The sequence below is a fragment of the Streptomyces yerevanensis genome (assembly GCF_000716805.1).
GTDB classification, from domain to species: Bacteria; Actinomycetota; Actinomycetes; order Streptomycetales; family Streptomycetaceae; genus Streptomyces; species Streptomyces flaveus.
In genome coordinates, this window is the sequence record NZ_JNWJ01000020.1 from 56,276 (window position 1) to 70,730 (window position 14,455).

The 14,455-nt window shown below is 69.6% G+C and carries 14 protein-coding genes; 4 read left to right on the plus strand and 10 right to left on the minus strand.

Going from position 1 to position 14,455, the window contains the following annotated elements:
- Nucleotides 1–8 precede the first annotated feature (8 nt).
- From OP79_RS55315 to OP79_RS21575, 3 genes are all read right to left on the minus strand, one after another.
- Nucleotides 9–197: a hypothetical protein gene (locus tag OP79_RS55315; RefSeq protein ID WP_033321940.1), complete on the minus strand. Its 189-nt coding sequence runs from the start codon at nucleotides 195–197 to the stop codon at nucleotides 9–11.
- A 194-nt stretch (nucleotides 198–391) separates the two neighbouring features.
- Entirely contained in the window at nucleotides 392–1,135 is a 744-nt protein-coding gene (locus tag OP79_RS21570) for a TetR/AcrR family transcriptional regulator (protein WP_051744798.1), read from the minus strand.
- Between the two features lie 25 nt (nucleotides 1,136–1,160).
- Nucleotides 1,161–2,366 (minus strand): serine hydrolase domain-containing protein, encoded by a 1,206-nt coding sequence (locus tag OP79_RS21575; RefSeq protein WP_033321941.1) that lies wholly within the window; start codon nucleotides 2,364–2,366, stop codon nucleotides 1,161–1,163.
- Nucleotides 2,367–2,649: 283 nt separating this feature from the next.
- Here OP79_RS21575 and OP79_RS21580 point away from each other — a divergent pair, with 283 nt between their 5' ends.
- Entirely contained in the window at nucleotides 2,650–3,477 is an 828-nt protein-coding gene (locus tag OP79_RS21580) for an SDR family NAD(P)-dependent oxidoreductase (protein ID WP_051744799.1), read from the plus strand.
- Nucleotides 3,478–3,576: 99 nt separating this feature from the next.
- Here OP79_RS21580 and OP79_RS21585 read toward each other — a convergent pair whose 3' ends face one another.
- Complete coding sequence (locus OP79_RS21585) at nucleotides 3,577–4,743, minus strand: lactate 2-monooxygenase (protein WP_033321942.1); 1,167 nt, start codon at nucleotides 4,741–4,743, stop codon at nucleotides 3,577–3,579.
- Between the two features lie 159 nt (nucleotides 4,744–4,902).
- On the opposite strand from OP79_RS21585, the gene OP79_RS21590 reads away from it, so the two are divergent.
- Together OP79_RS21590 and OP79_RS21595 are read left to right on the plus strand one after the other, a co-directional pair.
- Entirely contained in the window at nucleotides 4,903–5,247 is a 345-nt protein-coding gene (locus OP79_RS21590) for a hypothetical protein (protein WP_033321943.1), read from the plus strand.
- 196 nt (nucleotides 5,248–5,443) lie between these two features.
- On the plus strand, nucleotides 5,444–6,337 hold the full coding sequence (locus OP79_RS21595; RefSeq protein WP_033321944.1) for an alpha/beta hydrolase: 894 nt from the start codon (nucleotides 5,444–5,446) through the stop codon (nucleotides 6,335–6,337).
- Between the two features lie 358 nt (nucleotides 6,338–6,695).
- Here the strand turns inward: OP79_RS21595 and OP79_RS21600 are convergent, their stop codons facing one another.
- Nucleotides 6,696–7,712, minus strand: coding sequence for a GlxA family transcriptional regulator (locus OP79_RS21600; RefSeq protein ID WP_033321945.1), 1,017 nt, complete (start codon nucleotides 7,710–7,712; stop codon nucleotides 6,696–6,698).
- 71 nt (nucleotides 7,713–7,783) lie between these two features.
- Between OP79_RS21600 and OP79_RS21605 the strand changes: the two genes are divergently transcribed.
- Nucleotides 7,784–9,118 (plus strand): MFS transporter, encoded by a 1,335-nt coding sequence (locus OP79_RS21605; RefSeq protein ID WP_033321946.1) that lies wholly within the window; start codon nucleotides 7,784–7,786, stop codon nucleotides 9,116–9,118.
- Between the two features lie 31 nt (nucleotides 9,119–9,149).
- Here OP79_RS21605 and OP79_RS21610 read toward each other — a convergent pair whose 3' ends face one another.
- The 5 genes from OP79_RS21610 to OP79_RS21630 all read right to left on the minus strand — a co-directional run bounded on the left by OP79_RS21610 (nucleotide 9,150) and on the right by OP79_RS21630 (nucleotide 13,853).
- The gene (locus OP79_RS21610) at nucleotides 9,150–9,449 is read right to left on the minus strand and encodes a helix-turn-helix domain-containing protein (protein WP_033321947.1); all 300 of its coding nucleotides are present in this window, start codon (nucleotides 9,447–9,449) and stop codon (nucleotides 9,150–9,152) included.
- A gap of 4 nt (nucleotides 9,450–9,453) precedes the next feature.
- Entirely contained in the window at nucleotides 9,454–9,798 is a 345-nt protein-coding gene (locus tag OP79_RS21615) for a type II toxin-antitoxin system RelE/ParE family toxin (RefSeq protein ID WP_033321948.1), read from the minus strand.
- A gap of 84 nt (nucleotides 9,799–9,882) precedes the next feature.
- Nucleotides 9,883–10,500 (minus strand): flavin reductase family protein, encoded by a 618-nt coding sequence (locus tag OP79_RS21620; RefSeq protein WP_033321949.1) that lies wholly within the window; start codon nucleotides 10,498–10,500, stop codon nucleotides 9,883–9,885.
- A gap of 82 nt (nucleotides 10,501–10,582) precedes the next feature.
- On the minus strand, nucleotides 10,583–11,467 hold the full coding sequence (locus OP79_RS21625) for an enoyl-CoA hydratase/isomerase family protein (RefSeq protein ID WP_078491923.1): 885 nt from the start codon (nucleotides 11,465–11,467) through the stop codon (nucleotides 10,583–10,585).
- A 160-nt stretch (nucleotides 11,468–11,627) separates the two neighbouring features.
- Entirely contained in the window at nucleotides 11,628–13,853 is a 2,226-nt protein-coding gene (locus tag OP79_RS21630) for an acetate--CoA ligase family protein (RefSeq protein ID WP_033321951.1), read from the minus strand.
- Nucleotides 13,854–14,455 lie beyond the last annotated feature (602 nt).

Genomic DNA, 14,455 nt, shown 5'->3' on the forward strand with positions numbered 1-14,455 from the left:
TGGCGCGGTCATTGGGGGGTGTCGGGGCGTTTCCAGAGGGTGACGTGGCCTTTGTAGGTGGGCAGTTCACCGGGGATGACGTCGGTGATGAGGACTTCGGCGGTGTTGTTGGCGGAGGTGATGGAGCACAGCAGGAGACCGGGTTTGAGGACGCGGCCGTTGCGGAGCTCGGGGGCGGGCAGCGGGTGGGGAATCATCGCGGTCTCCTCGGCGAGGTCGCAGACGGTGGTGCGTTCGCCGCAGTCGGATGCGCCCCTGCGGCTGCCCGGTGACCCCCTCGCCCGTCCACACGGCGAAGTCGAGGTCGATGGCGGCCACGTCCTCCCAGGCCGGCAGAGACTCCGCCGGCGCCTGCGCGGTCTCGCCAATTGCCCTGTTGCCCGACGAGGCGTCAGTTCTCCGTGTGTTCGCTTCCTTCTGCGCGGGCTGCGCGGGCGCGCTGCGCGCGGAGCTCCACGGCGTCGAGGAACAGGCCGATCGCGGTCTCGAACTGGTCCTCTTCGTCGATTTCCGCGAGATAGGGGGCGACCTGTGCCAGGTTCGGGTACCGCTGTGGCGAGGCTGTCAGGTACTCGCGGCGCCAGGCCAGCCGGTCGCCGTCCTGAGCGCCCTTGTCCAGCACGTTGAAGGAAGCCTCGAAGGCGCCGACGGCGAGTGCCGTATCGGCCAGGACCCGGTAGTACGAGGCCGCTTCTCTTCCCTGGAGGCCGGCCTCGAGCAGGGCGCCGATGACCACGTCGGCGCCCTGGAACTCCGGCTCGCGCCGTGAGGTGCGGGCCGCGACCAGGACGGCCACACCCGGGTGCCGCAGGCATGCGGCACGGATCCGTCGGGCGAGCGACGCGAGGGTCTCGCGCCAGTTTTCCGACGGTGCGAAGTCGTGCAGGGCATCGCCGACCAGCCGGGCGGCCAGGCCGAGCAGCAGGTCGTCCTTGCCGCGAAAGTACCGCAGGACGGCTGTGTGGTCGGCGCCCAGATCGGTGCCAAGCCGGCGGAAGGTGAGCGCCTGTGGACCGTCCGTCTCGATCACGGCCATCGCGGTGTCCAGGATCAGATCCGGGGTGAGGAAGGATGCCTGACGCTGCTTCCGCCGCGCGGGAGTGGCTCCTGCCGAGTTGGTCTTCGCGCGTGTCATGGCTGTCACCTTATCGACGGCGTTGTCAACGGTGGTCATCCTGCAGATGGTCGGCCACCGCCTGCAGTGCCGTGACGGACTCCGCGTCGCGTGAGGGGTCGTCCGCCGTCGGCCACGCGCTGGTCTTGACGATCACCACGTCGGCGTCCGGATCCACATACAGGTACTGGCCGTGGATCCCCACCGCGGTGAACGGACGTCGCTCGCCGCCGAGTGTCCACCACTTGTTGCTGTACCCGTAATACGGGTAGCCGCTGGGGCCCAGCGCGCCGACCTCCAGGTGCGGCACTCCGCGTCCCCGGCTGCGCGTCACCCATTCCTCGGGCAGGATGCGCTGTCCGTTCAGCTCTCCACCACGGGACATCAGCAGCCCCAGCCGGGCCATGTCGCGGGCGGTGGCATTGAGCGAGCCGCCGGCGATCGCGGTACGCGGATGCCCCCGGGTGAGCCAGTAGTACGCGTCGTGCTCAGCGCCGATGCGGCTCCACAGGCGCTCCGTGGCGTACTGCGCGAGAGAGCGGCCGGTGGCGGACTCCAGCACCCATCCCAGGACCTGGGTGTCGATCGTCGAGTAGCTGAACTGCGTGCCGGCCTCGGTCGAACGCTCGGCTGAGGACACTACGTCGTGCAGTGAGCCGCCACCTGTAGTGGCCTTGGCGAACCGGTTGATCAGACTGTCCCGAACGGTGTGGTCCTCCACCAGGTCACCCGCCCCGCTGCTCATGTCGAGCAGATGCTCGATGGTCACCCCGTCGAAGGCGGAGCCCACCAGCCTCCTGCAGTACACCGTCACCGGCTCGGTCACATCCTTGATCGCCCCCTCGTCGAGGGCGATCCCGACCAGCATCGACGTCACCGACTTGGTTATCGAGAACATCTGGAACCGTACGTCGTCCCCGGCGAAGCACCCCGGATACGACTCGTGGACGATCTCGCCACCATGCAGCACGAAGAAGGAGGTGGTGTTCGTTCGAGCGTGCAGTTCGGCAAGGCTCCGCTCCCGCCCCTCGAAGCTGTAAGTAACTTCCAGGGGGCGCGGTCGCCGGGGCAGGGGGAACACATCCCCGCCGCGGCGGACGTCTTCGGTGGGCATGAGGAGATTCATGTGAGTGAACGTCCACTCATTGACCGGGCGGCTGGTCATCACCTCGTCCTGGTGGCGCCACAGCCACAGCGCCCCGGCGCCCGCCGCGGCGGCTCCCAGCAGCCATCCACCCGCTTCAATGCGCATTACTGAACTCCTTCATCGCATGGACATGTCGAGCTTCGGCGCCCTCACTCTGGCTTTTCGATCCATCGGTGTCAACAGTGGTGCTAACACTGGTGTCAGTATTGGTGTCAACAACGTTGACTTGCTTTGAATGAGTGGTCATGATGACGACAGGGTCGTTGAACCCCCTCTCCGACACTCCACGAAGGACAGTGCATGACAGCCATCCGAGAAGAGCTGTACTGCAGGCCCGTCCCAGACGGACGTACGGTGAAACGCTCGCGGATCACAGGAACGGTGACCGATGAACGGCACTGAACTGCCCACCGCGCGCCGCCTGTTCGGGAAGCTGCCCTTCGTCGACCCGGGCCGGCCCCCGCTGCCCGCGAGAACCGCGTTCCTGACCGGTGCCAGCTCGGGCATCGGCAAGGCGCTGGCAGCCGAGCTGTGCGCCCGCGGCTACGACGTGTACCTCACCGCGCGCAGAATCGAGGTCCTGGAAGAACTGCGGGCACAGCTCACCGCCGCGTTCCCTCAGTGCTCGGTGACCGTGGCCGCGCTCGACGTGACCGAGCACGAGGCCGTGGCGCGGACGATCGACGACGCGGCCCGGCAATTGGGCGGACTCGGAATGGTCATCGCCAACGCAGGGGCCGACGACTGGGGCAACATCGGGGAGGGCCGCTTCGAGGCGCACCGCGCGGTGGTCGACGTCAATCTGCTGGGTGCGATGGCGACCATCGACGCGGCCGTCACACATTTCCGCAGCAAGGGCGGCGGGCAGGTGGTGGGCGTCACCTCCGTCGTGGCCGCGGCGGGCCTGCCAGGTGGGGCGCCGTACTGCGCCTCCAAGGCAGGGCTCACGAGGTACCTTCAGTCGCTCCGAGGCGAGCTGTGGAACAGCGGCATCACCGTGACCACGGTCGCACCCGGCTACATCGACACCCCGATCAACGAATCCCTGGGCGACAAACGACCGTTCCTCATCGACACCCGCACGGGCGCCCGCAAGATCATGGACCGCATAGAGTCCGGCGCCGTCCACGCGACAGTGCCCCGAGTGCCCTGGACCGTCGTCGAATACCTGCTGGCCCGGCTCCCGACTCGTCTGCTGCGGAAGGTCCATGCCTGACCGCCCAGGCCCGGGGACCACTGACGCACCGGTGCCGAGCCGCCATCACCCGGTGACCGTCGGGCCGGTGGTTCCTCGAGGCGAACGCGTTGTGGCGTCTCACATGACGCGCTGGATGGCTTCCGGAGTGAGGTGGCCGAGGGTGGGATAGCCGTCGACGGCCATGATCAGGTCGGCTTCGGCGAGCAGTGAGCGCAGCACGTGGACGATGCCGTCGGTGCCGCCGAGGGCGAGGCCGTAGGCGTAGGGCCGGCCGATGCCGACGGCGGTGGCACCGAGGGCGATGGCCTTGACGATGTCGGCCCCGCTGCGGATGCCGGAGTCGAACAGGACCGGCAGCCCGTCGGCGGCCTCGACGACAGCGGGCAGTGTCTGAAGGGCGGGGAGGCCGCCGTTGGCTTGCCGGCCACCGTGGTTGGAGCAGTAGATGCCGTCCACACCGCTGTCCTTGGCGCGCCGGGCGTCCTCGGGGTGACAGATGCCTTTGACGATCAGTGGCAGGTCGGTGAGTGAGCGCAGCCACGGCAGGTCGTCCCAGGTGAGGGGGTTGCCGAAGACCTGGACCCACTGCAGGACGGCCGCTTGGGGATCCTCCTCCGGTGTGCGGGACAACCGGGACCGGAAGACCGGGTCGGTGGTGTAGTTGGTCAGGCAGTGCCCGCGCAGCTGGGGGAAGTTGCCGCCGGCGAGATCGCGCGGACGCCAGCCGGGCACCCATGTGTCGAGGGTGACGACGATGCCCTTGAACCCGGCCGCCTCGGCCCGGTGGACGAGGCTTTCCGCCAGGTCCCGATCGGAAGGGGTGTACAGCTGGAAGAAGCCTGGTGTGTCGCCGAGTTCGGGGGTGACCTGTTCCATCGGGTCGGCGGAAAGGGTGGAGGCGACCATGGGCACTCCGGTGCGGGCAGCAGCCCGTGCGGTGGCCAGGTCGCCGTGCCCGTCCTGGGCGCACAACCCGATGACCCCGACAGGGGCCATGAACACCGGTGACGGCCACGTCATCCCGAAGAGCTCCACCGACAGGTCGCGCTCGGCAGCACCGACGAACATTCTCGGGATGAGCCCCCAGCGGTCGAAAGCCGTGACGTTGGCCCGCTGAGTCCGCTCGTCCCCGGCGCCTCCGGCGACGTACGACCACACCGAGGGCGACATCGCCGCCTGAGCCCTGGCTTCCAGCTCCTCATGGCTCATCGGGAAGGGCGGCAGCACCCCCGCCAGCCCGTTGAGGTAGATCTCGTCCTGGTAGGAGCCGAACGTCTGCTTCATGTGATGTCCTTCCCATCGCATAGGCGGGCAGGGTGCCGCACCCGCCAGGATGGAAGACTGGAAGCCGAAGGGCAGGAAATCGCAGGAATTCCGCACTCAGACGGACCCGCATGCAGGATGACGTCAGGTTGCTGAGCGAGGAGGACCTGGCGCTCATCCATGCACTCCAACTGCAGCCACGGGCATCGTGGAGCGTTCTGGGCCAGAGTCGCACCGGCGGACCTGCCAGACCTCGGACATGCCCTGACCCGGCTGCCGGAGACGCGCAACTGCGCCGCGATCAACAGCCCCAACAACCTCATGCTGCAGGCCATCCTGCATTCGGTGACCGACGTCCTTCGCTTCGAAACCCACCTGGCCGCCGCACACCCCGACCTCGGCATCGTCGAACGGGTGATCACCATGCGGCACGAGAAACTGCTGGGGCGCCTCCTCGACCCTCACGGCCGCACCATCGCAACCGTCCCTCCGGACATCTGGACGAAGCTGCGCGGAGACCTCTGACCTGACGTCTGGTTTCGCCACTTCCAGCGTCCGGCGACGCAAGCCGGACGGACGTGGAGCTTTCCACGCGGCGCCGGATGAGCGTGTCGTCCGGCTGGTGAAGGACGGCTCCTGTCTGCCTATTGCGCGAAGAAGAGCGAGCGCCCATTATCAGGAATCCTGTTGTTTTAAAGTTGCATCGAAGGGTGGCCGAGGCATGCCATTGAGCCCCAGAATCCAGGCCAGAGGGATCCAACTGCTGCTCGGTCGGATGATGTCGCGCGTCCACAAGGACCTGCGCTTCGCGGACATCCCGAAGCGCACCGAAGCCCTCCTGGTGGAGACCGGCGCCGGCCCGGTGCCCTGCACGGTCTACCGCCCGCCGGCCGGCACCGGAACTCCTGCCCCCGTGTACGTCAACTTCCACGGCGGCGGTTTCGTGGTCGGCCGCCCGGAGCAGGACGACCACATCTGCCGTTACATAGCCGCCACGGCCGGCTGTGTCGTGATCAACGTGGACTACGCCGTCGCCCCGCAGCGGCCCTTCCCCGTGCCCGTCACCCAGGCGTACGACGTCACCGCGTGGGTCGCCGAGAACGGCCCTGCCCACGACTGGGACGGCTCGCGCCTTGCCGTGGGCGGACACAGCGCCGGGGCCAACCTGACGGCCGCGGTCTGCCGCATGGCCCGAGACCGCGGCACCTTCTCGCCCCGGCTCCAGATCATCGACTCCGCAGCGCTCGACCAACTCGCCGACCCGGCCACCAAGCAGTCCCTCATCGCCAAGCCGCTGCTCACCCCCCAGATCATGCGGGTCTTCACGGCTGCCTACGTCCCCGACCCCGCCGACCGTGCCAACCCCCTCGTCTCGCCCGCACTGGCCGATGACCTCGCCGGGCTCCCTCCCGCCCTGGTCATCACCGCGGAGAACGACCGCCTGCGCAACGAGGGCGACGCCTACGCCAAGGCTCTGGAGGCCGCCGGCGTTCAGGTCACCCACCGTGTCTTCGAGGGAGTCGATCACTACTTCACCCACATCGGCCCGGTACCGGAGGGGAAAGCAGCCATCGACCTGATGGCAACCACCTTGCGCACCGCACTCAGCGTCTGATGCCGACCGGTCGAGGCAGGCGAATTCGGTTGCGGTGAGACGGGGCCACGGAGCAGGCGGGTGTCCTGGCGGCCGGCCTCCTCCGGCCAGATGGGGCCGCTCATGCGCGAACAGCGCCCGCCGCTCCGCCCCATGCAGACACGACAGCATCGCCGTCGACGCCACCACCCGCGGCATCCTGCCGTGCGGTCGATGACATTCTCCCCGGCCGCTCCTGCAGCGGGGTGGCGGCGGCCTTCAGCACCGCGGCCCTTCCCGCCAGTCGTGCAGCCACACCGCACGGCAGCACGCACGCCGCCACCACAGCCCCAGTGCCGGAATCGCCACCCGGCCGGTGACACCGTCGTACGGGACCGCCTCACGCGCCTCCTCTGCCGACGGCCCGGTCGTGGCCGCTCCAGGATCGGAACGTTCGCCGATACGCGGTCGGAGTGATTCCTAGCGCCGCCTGGAGGTGCTGCCGCATCGACTGGGCCGTGCCGAAGCCGGCGTCGCGGGCCACCTGGTCGATGGACAAGTCGGTGGACTCCAGGAGGTGGCGGGCGCGTTCGACGCGCTGCTGGGTGAGCCACTGGCCGGGGCTGACACCGGCCTCCTCGCGGAAACGGCGCGTGAAGGTGCGTACGGACATGGACTCCTGCTCGGCCATGTCGCGCAGCTGGATCGGTTCGTGGAGGCGGGCCAGCGCCCAGGCGCGGGCGGCGGTCGTGGTCGCCATCTGCGGCTCGGGCACCGGCCGCTGGATGTACTGCGCCTGCCCGCCGTCACGGTGCGGCGGTACGACGGTGCGGCGGGCCACGTCGTTGGCGACGGCGGTGCCGTGATCGCGCCGTACGAGATGGATGCACAGGTCGATCCCGGCCGCGACACCTGCGGAGGTGAGGACGTCCCCGTCGTCGACGAAGAGCACGTCCGCGTCGACCCTGATCTTCGGGAAGAGCCGCTGGAAGTGCTCGGCGTGGAACCAGTGCGTGGTCGCCGGGCGGCCGTCGAGGTAGCCGGCGGCGGCGAGGACGTATCCGCCGGTGCAGATGGAGACGAGGCGGGTGCCGGGGCGGATGTGGTCGAGGGCGGCGGCCAGTTCGTCGGTGAGTACGCCCTTCTCGAAGACCGGGCCGAGCTCGTACGAGGCGGGGATCACGACGGTGTCGGCCGTGGCCAGCGCCTCGGGACCGTTCTCGACGAGCACGGCGAAGTCGGCGTCCGTCTCGACCGGGCCGGGTGGCCGGATCGAGCAGGTGACGACCTCGTACAGCTGCCGTCCCTCGGCGGTCCTCGCGCGGCCGAAGATCCGCTGCGCGATGCCCAGTTCGAAGGGGAGGAGTCCGTCCAGGGCGAGGACGACGACGCGGTGCCGAGCCTGAGAACCACTCATGGCCCGATCCTAACGAATACTGTCTTTCGGGCCACTCGATCGCGGTCATCGCAGCACAGAAGCTCTATGACGTGACTGAGACGACCGAAGCTTCAGCAGTCCAGGACCCCGCGAGGACGTCCGAGGGGCAGTCCGAGGGGGCGAGAAAGCGGCGCCGCACGCGCGTGCACCGCGCGTGGTTCGTCGCCGCCGTCACCTTCGTGACGATCCTCGGCGCCGCGGCCTTCCGCTCCCTCCCGGGCCTGCTCATCGATCCTCTGCATCAGGAGTTCCACTGGTCGCGCGGCACGATCGGGCTTGCGGTGTCCGTCAATCTCGCGTTGTACGGGCTCACCGCGCCGTTCGCCGCCGCGCTGATGGACCGCTTCGGGATCCGCCGGGTGGTCGCGGTCGCGCTGCTGGTGATCGCGATCGGCTCGGGCGCGACGGTGTGGATGACGGCGGCGTGGCAGCTGATGCTGTGCTGGGGGCTGCTGGTCGGGCTGGGATCGGGCTCGATGGCGCTGGCGTTCGCGGCGACGGTCACGAACCGGTGGTTCACCGAGCGGCGCGGACTGGTGACGGGCATCCTCACGGCGGCCTCGGCGTCAGGTCAGTTGATCTTCCTGCCGCTGCTGTCCTGGATCATCTCGGAGCACGACTGGCGTCCCGCCGCCGTGACGGTGGCACTGGCGGCCCTCGCCGTCGTCCCCTTCGTATGGCTGCTGCTGCGGGACCACCCGGCGGACGTGGGGCTGAAGCCCTACGGTTCACCGGAGTTCGTGGAGAAGCCGCCGCCCGTGCCCGGCGCCGCCCGCCGCACGGTGAACGTCCTCTTCTCGGCGGCCCGCACCGGCCCCTTCTGGCTGCTGGCCGGTACCTTCGCGATCTGCGGCGCGTCGACGAACGGCCTGATCCAGACGCACTTCGTGCCCGCCGCCCACGACCATGGCATGCCGATCACGGCGGCGGCTTCGCTGCTCGCGGTCATCGGGATCTTCGACGTCGTCGGCACGATCGCCTCCGGCTGGTTCACGGACCGCTTCGAGCCGCGGCGGCTGCTGGCCGTCTACTACGCCCTGCGCGGCGTATCGCTGCTGTTCCTGCCGATGCTGCTGGCGCCCTCAGTGCAGCTCCCGATGGTCTTCTTCATCGTCTTCTACGGCCTCGACTGGGTGGCTACCGTCCCGCCGACCCTCGCTCTGTGCCGCGAGCAGTACGGCGACGACAGCGCGATCGTCTTCGGCTGGGTACTGGCCTCCCACCAGGTGGGCGCCGCCCTCGTCGCCTTCCTCGGCGGCTTCGCCCGCGACACCTTCGGCTCGTACGACGTGGTCTGGTACGCCTCGGGAGCACTGTGCGCGGTGGCGGCGCTGATGGCGTTGGTGATCAGGAGGAGGCCGGGGACGAAGGTGGCTCTCGCCTGAGCCCGGAGGGCATTCAGCCTGAGGACAGGATTCAGCTCGCGCGGTCGAGCGGCTCGAAACCGACGCGCAGGCGCAGGCCGAGCGCCATGGCGAGGCGTTCGAGCAAAGGCAGCGTCGGCATGGTGCCTCCCGCCTCGAACCGGGCGACCGCAGGCTGCTGCAGCCCGGCCCGCTGCGCGAGCTGCGCCTGCGTCATCGCCAGGGCCTCTCGGCGCTCCCGCACGGCCGCGCCCAGCTCGAAACGGATTCTGGCAGCGTCGTAAGCCTCCCGGGCCTCCGGCGAGGCAAGGGTTTCGTCCCGCAGCTCGTTCCAGCTTCTGCGTTCGCTCATGGTCTCACTCCTCGTCCGTGCTGTGCTGCTCGTCGACGCACCGGGCGAGGGCCCGCCGGGCACGTTCGACCTCGCCGAGCTCCCGCATTCGCTGCTTGCGGAACACGGTCAGCAGGATGATCCGGCGTCCTGACGCGATCCAGTAGGTGATCCGGACCGAGTCCGTGTTCAAGTGGAAACGCAGCTCCCGGAGCTTGCCGTCCAGCTGCCGCGTGTACGGTTCGCCGAGCAGCGGTCCGCGATTGGCCAGAAGGTCGACGTAGAACGCGACCGTACCGCGATGGTTGTCTGTTAGCCCGAGGAACCATCGCTCCACCTCCGGCTCGAGTTCTACTTCACCCCACGTCATAACAGCGACGTTATGAACAGCCTAGCCTGCGTGCTCGAAGATCACGAGAGGTGCACTCGATCGAGTGGCGGACGATGCTCGGTGTCAGAGCGTGAACTGCCCGAACTTCCCCCGATGGAACAGCAGCGGAGCGTCATCACCGTCGGTCGCCCCCAGTGCCTGCACCCGCCCCACCACGATCAGATGGTCCCCGCCGGTGTGCACGGCGTGGATCGTGCAGTCGATCCACGCGAGCGCCCCGTCCAGCCGAGGCGACCCGGACACCGGCGCCGCGTCATAGGTGACCCCCGCGAACTTGTCCGTCCCGCTCACCGCGAACCCGCGGCACAACTCGCCCTGGTGCGCCCCCAGTACGTTCACGCAGAACACGCCCGCGCGAGCGATCCGCGGCCACGTCGTCGACGTACGCGCGACCATGAACGCGACCAGTGGCGGATCGAGGGAGAGGGAGGAGAAGGACTGGCAGGCGAAACCGGCGGGGCCGCCTTCGCCGTCGGCGGCGGGTGCGGTGACAACGGTCACTCCGGTCGCGAAGTTCCCCAGTACGCGCCGGAATTCGCCCTGATCGACCGGCGCCCGCTCATCGTCCCCGACAGCGCGCAGATCCGGCCGCGGCAGGGCCTCGACGGGCCCCTCTGCGGTGGAGGCCCCGGTCGACCTGAGGTAGCGGACGGCGGCGGCGGCCATCCCTGCATGTCCCATCACGCCCTCCATTGAACCTGACGGCCCGTCAGATAGGAACCCTCTGAACCCTCAGCGCCCGCACCCTCAGCGCCCGCTACCCTCAACGTCCCCTGAACTCGGCCCCGCGCCGCTCCACGAACGCCGCCACCCCTTCCTTCGCGTCCGCCGTCGTCATATTGATCTCCTGCGCGGCGGCCTCGGCCGCGAACGCGGTGGCACGGTCGACGTCCAGGGACGCGTTCACGAGCTGCTTCGTGAGGGCGAGGGCCCGGGTCGGCCCGGCGGCGAGGCGCTCGGCCCACTCGCGGGCCGTCTTCTCCAGCTCCTCCGTCGGTACGACGCGATTGACGAGCCCGAGGCGTTCCGCGTCCGCGGCACTCAACGCGTCGCCGAAGAACATCAGCTCCTTGGCCCGCTGCGGTCCGATCAGCCGGGGGAGGAGGTATGCGCCGCCCCCGTCGGGAACCAGACCGCGCCGTACGAACACCTCCACGAACCTGGCAGGCTCGGCGGCGATCACCAGGTCGCAGGCGAACGCGAGGTGTGCGCCGATGCCCGCCGCGGTGCCGTTCACCGCGGCGATCACCGGTTTCTCGCAGTCGAGGACGGCGGCGATGAGGCGCTGGGCGCCGAGACGGATGACCCGGGCCACATCGCCGGCGACCCGTTCCGCGGCGGGCGGCCCGCCGCGCAGGTCGGCGCCCGCACAGAAACCGCGGCCCGTCGCGGTGAGTACGACGGCCCGTACGTCCGGGTCGGCGGAGGCTTCGGAAAAAAGTTGGATCAGGCGTTCTCGCTGGTCAGAGGTGATGGCGTTCATCGCCTCGGGCCGGTTGAGGGTGATCCACGCGACCTGATTGTCAGTGGCGTGCCGTACCAATGACTCGAGGGAAATTTCGGGGCCGGAGCGCTGGTCGGGACCGGCGCTCCGGGATGAGCGGGACGAGTCAGGGGATTCGCGGGAAGCACGGGGGGAGTCGGACATGGGGGTACTCCGTTTCGTACGGGGGATGAAGGGTGCCGTTCGCGAAATCGCCGGCGCCGTACGCGGGGACGTGGGCACCGTACGGGGGATCGTCGGCGCCGTACGCATGATCGCGGGCGCCGTCCGCGCGGTGGCGTGGCGGTGGCGAGGACCGCTTGCCTCAGTGGCACACCGCCATCGCGTCCAGCGCGACGGCCCCTTGCCCCCTGGGCAGCACCATCAGCGGGTTGATGTCGAGCTCCGCCAGCTCGCCGTCGAGTTCGAGCGCCATGCGCTGCACCCGGAGCACGACCTCGACCAGCGCGTCGAGGTCGGACGGGGGGCGCCCGCGGACCCCGTCGAGCAGCGCCCGACCGCGCAGCTCGCCCAGCATGGCCCGCGCCTGCTCCTCGCCGAACGGCGGCACGCGTACGGCCGTGTCCCGCAGCACCTCCACGAGTACGCCACCGAGCCCGACCGTCACAGTCGGCCCGAAGAGATCGTCCTGCGTGACGCCCACGACCATCTCGACTCCGGGATCGACCATCTGGCACACCAGGACCCCGTCGAGCGAGACGCCCTCGTAGCGGGCGATGTCGGTCAGCTCCCGGTAGGCGTCGCGGACCTGACTGGCGGAGGTCAACCCGACCTTCACCAGGCCCAGTTCGGTCTTGTGGGCGAGCTGCGCGCCGGAGGCCTTCATCACGACGGGGTAGCCGACGAGCCCGGCCGCCCGCACGGCAGCCGCCGCGCTGGTCACCAACTGCTCGCGGGGTACGCGGATTCCGTATGCCCGCAGAAGCTGCTTCGCCGCATGCTCGCTCAGCTGCTGTCCCGGCCGCATCAGCGCCTGCGCCTTGCGGAAGGAGGGCGAGTGCGTGCGCGGCGCCTCGTCGAAGGGGGAGCGGTACGAGGCGGTGAAGCGGGCGTGGTCGAGGTGGGCGCGGACGGCCGTGATGCAGTTCGCGAAGGTACGGAAGGTCGCGACGCGCGAGGATCCCAGCAGGGTGTCGCGGTACGCGGATTCGGTGCCGACCGGCGATCCCCACACCACGCACACCAGCTTGTCCGTCTGTTCCGCCGCGTCCACCAGGTCCTGCGCCAGCTGGTCACTCATCGGCGGGAAGGGCCCGGTGATCGGGCAGATCAGCACGCCGACCGCCGGGTCGTCGAGGATCGCGTCGATGATCTTGCGCCCGCGCCAGTCGCCTACGGGGTGCCCGCCGTTGTCGACGGGGTTGGCGACGTCGAGGTACTCCGGTATCCACTGGTGCAGCTCGGCCTGCTTGGCGTCCGACAGCCGCGGCAGACGCAGTCCTGCCTCGGTCGCCAGGTCCGAGAAGTGCGCGCCCGTGCCGCCCGAGATCGAATAGACGACGACTCCGTCGGCGCTCAAGGGACGGGCGCGGGCCAACAAGGCTGCGGTGTCCTGGAGTTCGTCGAGCCCGTCGACGCGGATCACGCCGTACTGCCGCATCGCCGCGTCCACCACCGCGTCGGCGCCGGTCAGCTTGCCGGTGTGTGAAGCGGCCGTGCGGGCGCCGGTCTCGGTGCGGCCGACCTTGACCGCGACGACGGGGACACCGCGCCGGGCGGCCCGGTCGGCGGCGAGCATGAAGGAGCGGCCGTCCTTCAGCCCTTCGACGTAGCAGGCGATGGCGCCGACCTCGGGCTGCTCGGCGAAGTAGGAGATGAAGTCGGCGGTCTCCAGGTCGGCCTCGTTGCCGGTGGGCGCCCAGTGCGAGAGCCGTACGCCCAGCTCCTGCATCGTGAAGACCGGACGGCCTTGGTGTCCGGACTGGGTGATCAGCGCGATCGCGGGTCCGTCCAGGTCGTCGCGGAACTTCTCGAAGGCGTTGAGGTTGGTGTTCGGCCCGAGCAGTCGCAGCCCGGAGCGCTCCACGGCGGCGGCGAGGCGGGCCTGCGCGGCGGCGCCCTCCGCTCCGGTCTCGGCGAATCCGGAGGCGAAGGCGACCGCGAACTTCACCTTGGTCTCGGCGAGTTCCTCGATCACGGGAAGGGGGTCGGAGACCAACAGCACGGCCAGATCGACCTGTTCGGGCAGGTCCGCGACAGAAGGGACGCAAGAGATGCCGAAGACGGACTGACGGGTGGGGTGCACCGGGTGCAGCCGGGCACCGACCCGCTCGGCCCAGGAGAGCAACTGCCTGGTGATGCCGGTGTTCGGCCGCCCCTCGGCGTCCGAGGCGCCGACGACGGCCACGGACTCGGGGCGGAAGAAGCGGTCGAGGTCGGGTACGCCGGCGTACAGCGGCCGGCCGCTGACGTCGAGGTCGTCGGTGGCGGCGGGCCTGCCGTGCACGGCAGGCGCCGGTTGCTCGCCGCAGGCGATGACCCGGGCCCGGCGGGAGTCGGTGGTGAGGGTGCCGTGGGTTGATCCAAGCATCGGTCCGCCCGCTCCTGTGTGACTGCCAATAACTGACGCAGTGTCAGATTACTGAACTGACGCCTCGTCAGGAACCGGGCTGCACGCAAAGAACTTGTGGCGGACACATGGTTGGTACCCGCGACGGTCGTCACAGGAACGTGGCGGGTTGGCATCCGGGGCGCTAAGCGCTCCGCTGGAGGCGCAGTGATTCGGCTGCGGGCCGGTGAGGGCTGGTTGCGCCCGCGCGGCGGAGCCGCAAATTGGCGCAGTCCCGCGCCTCTAACCCCCGCCAGGGAGTGGGGGTGACACGTTGTGTCGCGGCTGCGGGTGCGTCGTGGCTGGTCGCGCCCACGCGGCGGAGCCGCAAATTGACACAGCCCCGCGCCCCTAAAGAGGCCTGCGGCCTCTTTAGGGGCGCGGTACCGCACCGGACTTCACCAAGACCGCTTAGGCGCCCGGATACCGGGCGCGCGGGCCGACTGGACCGGCTCGCCCCGGACGCGCCGGACGGTGCAGCCCTCCGGAAGCGAGGGTCGCGCCCCCGCCGTGCCCGCTGCACTCGCTGTGCGGGCTACCCCGCCCGCACCGACGCGGGCGGGTAGCTCACGCGGACGCGGGCG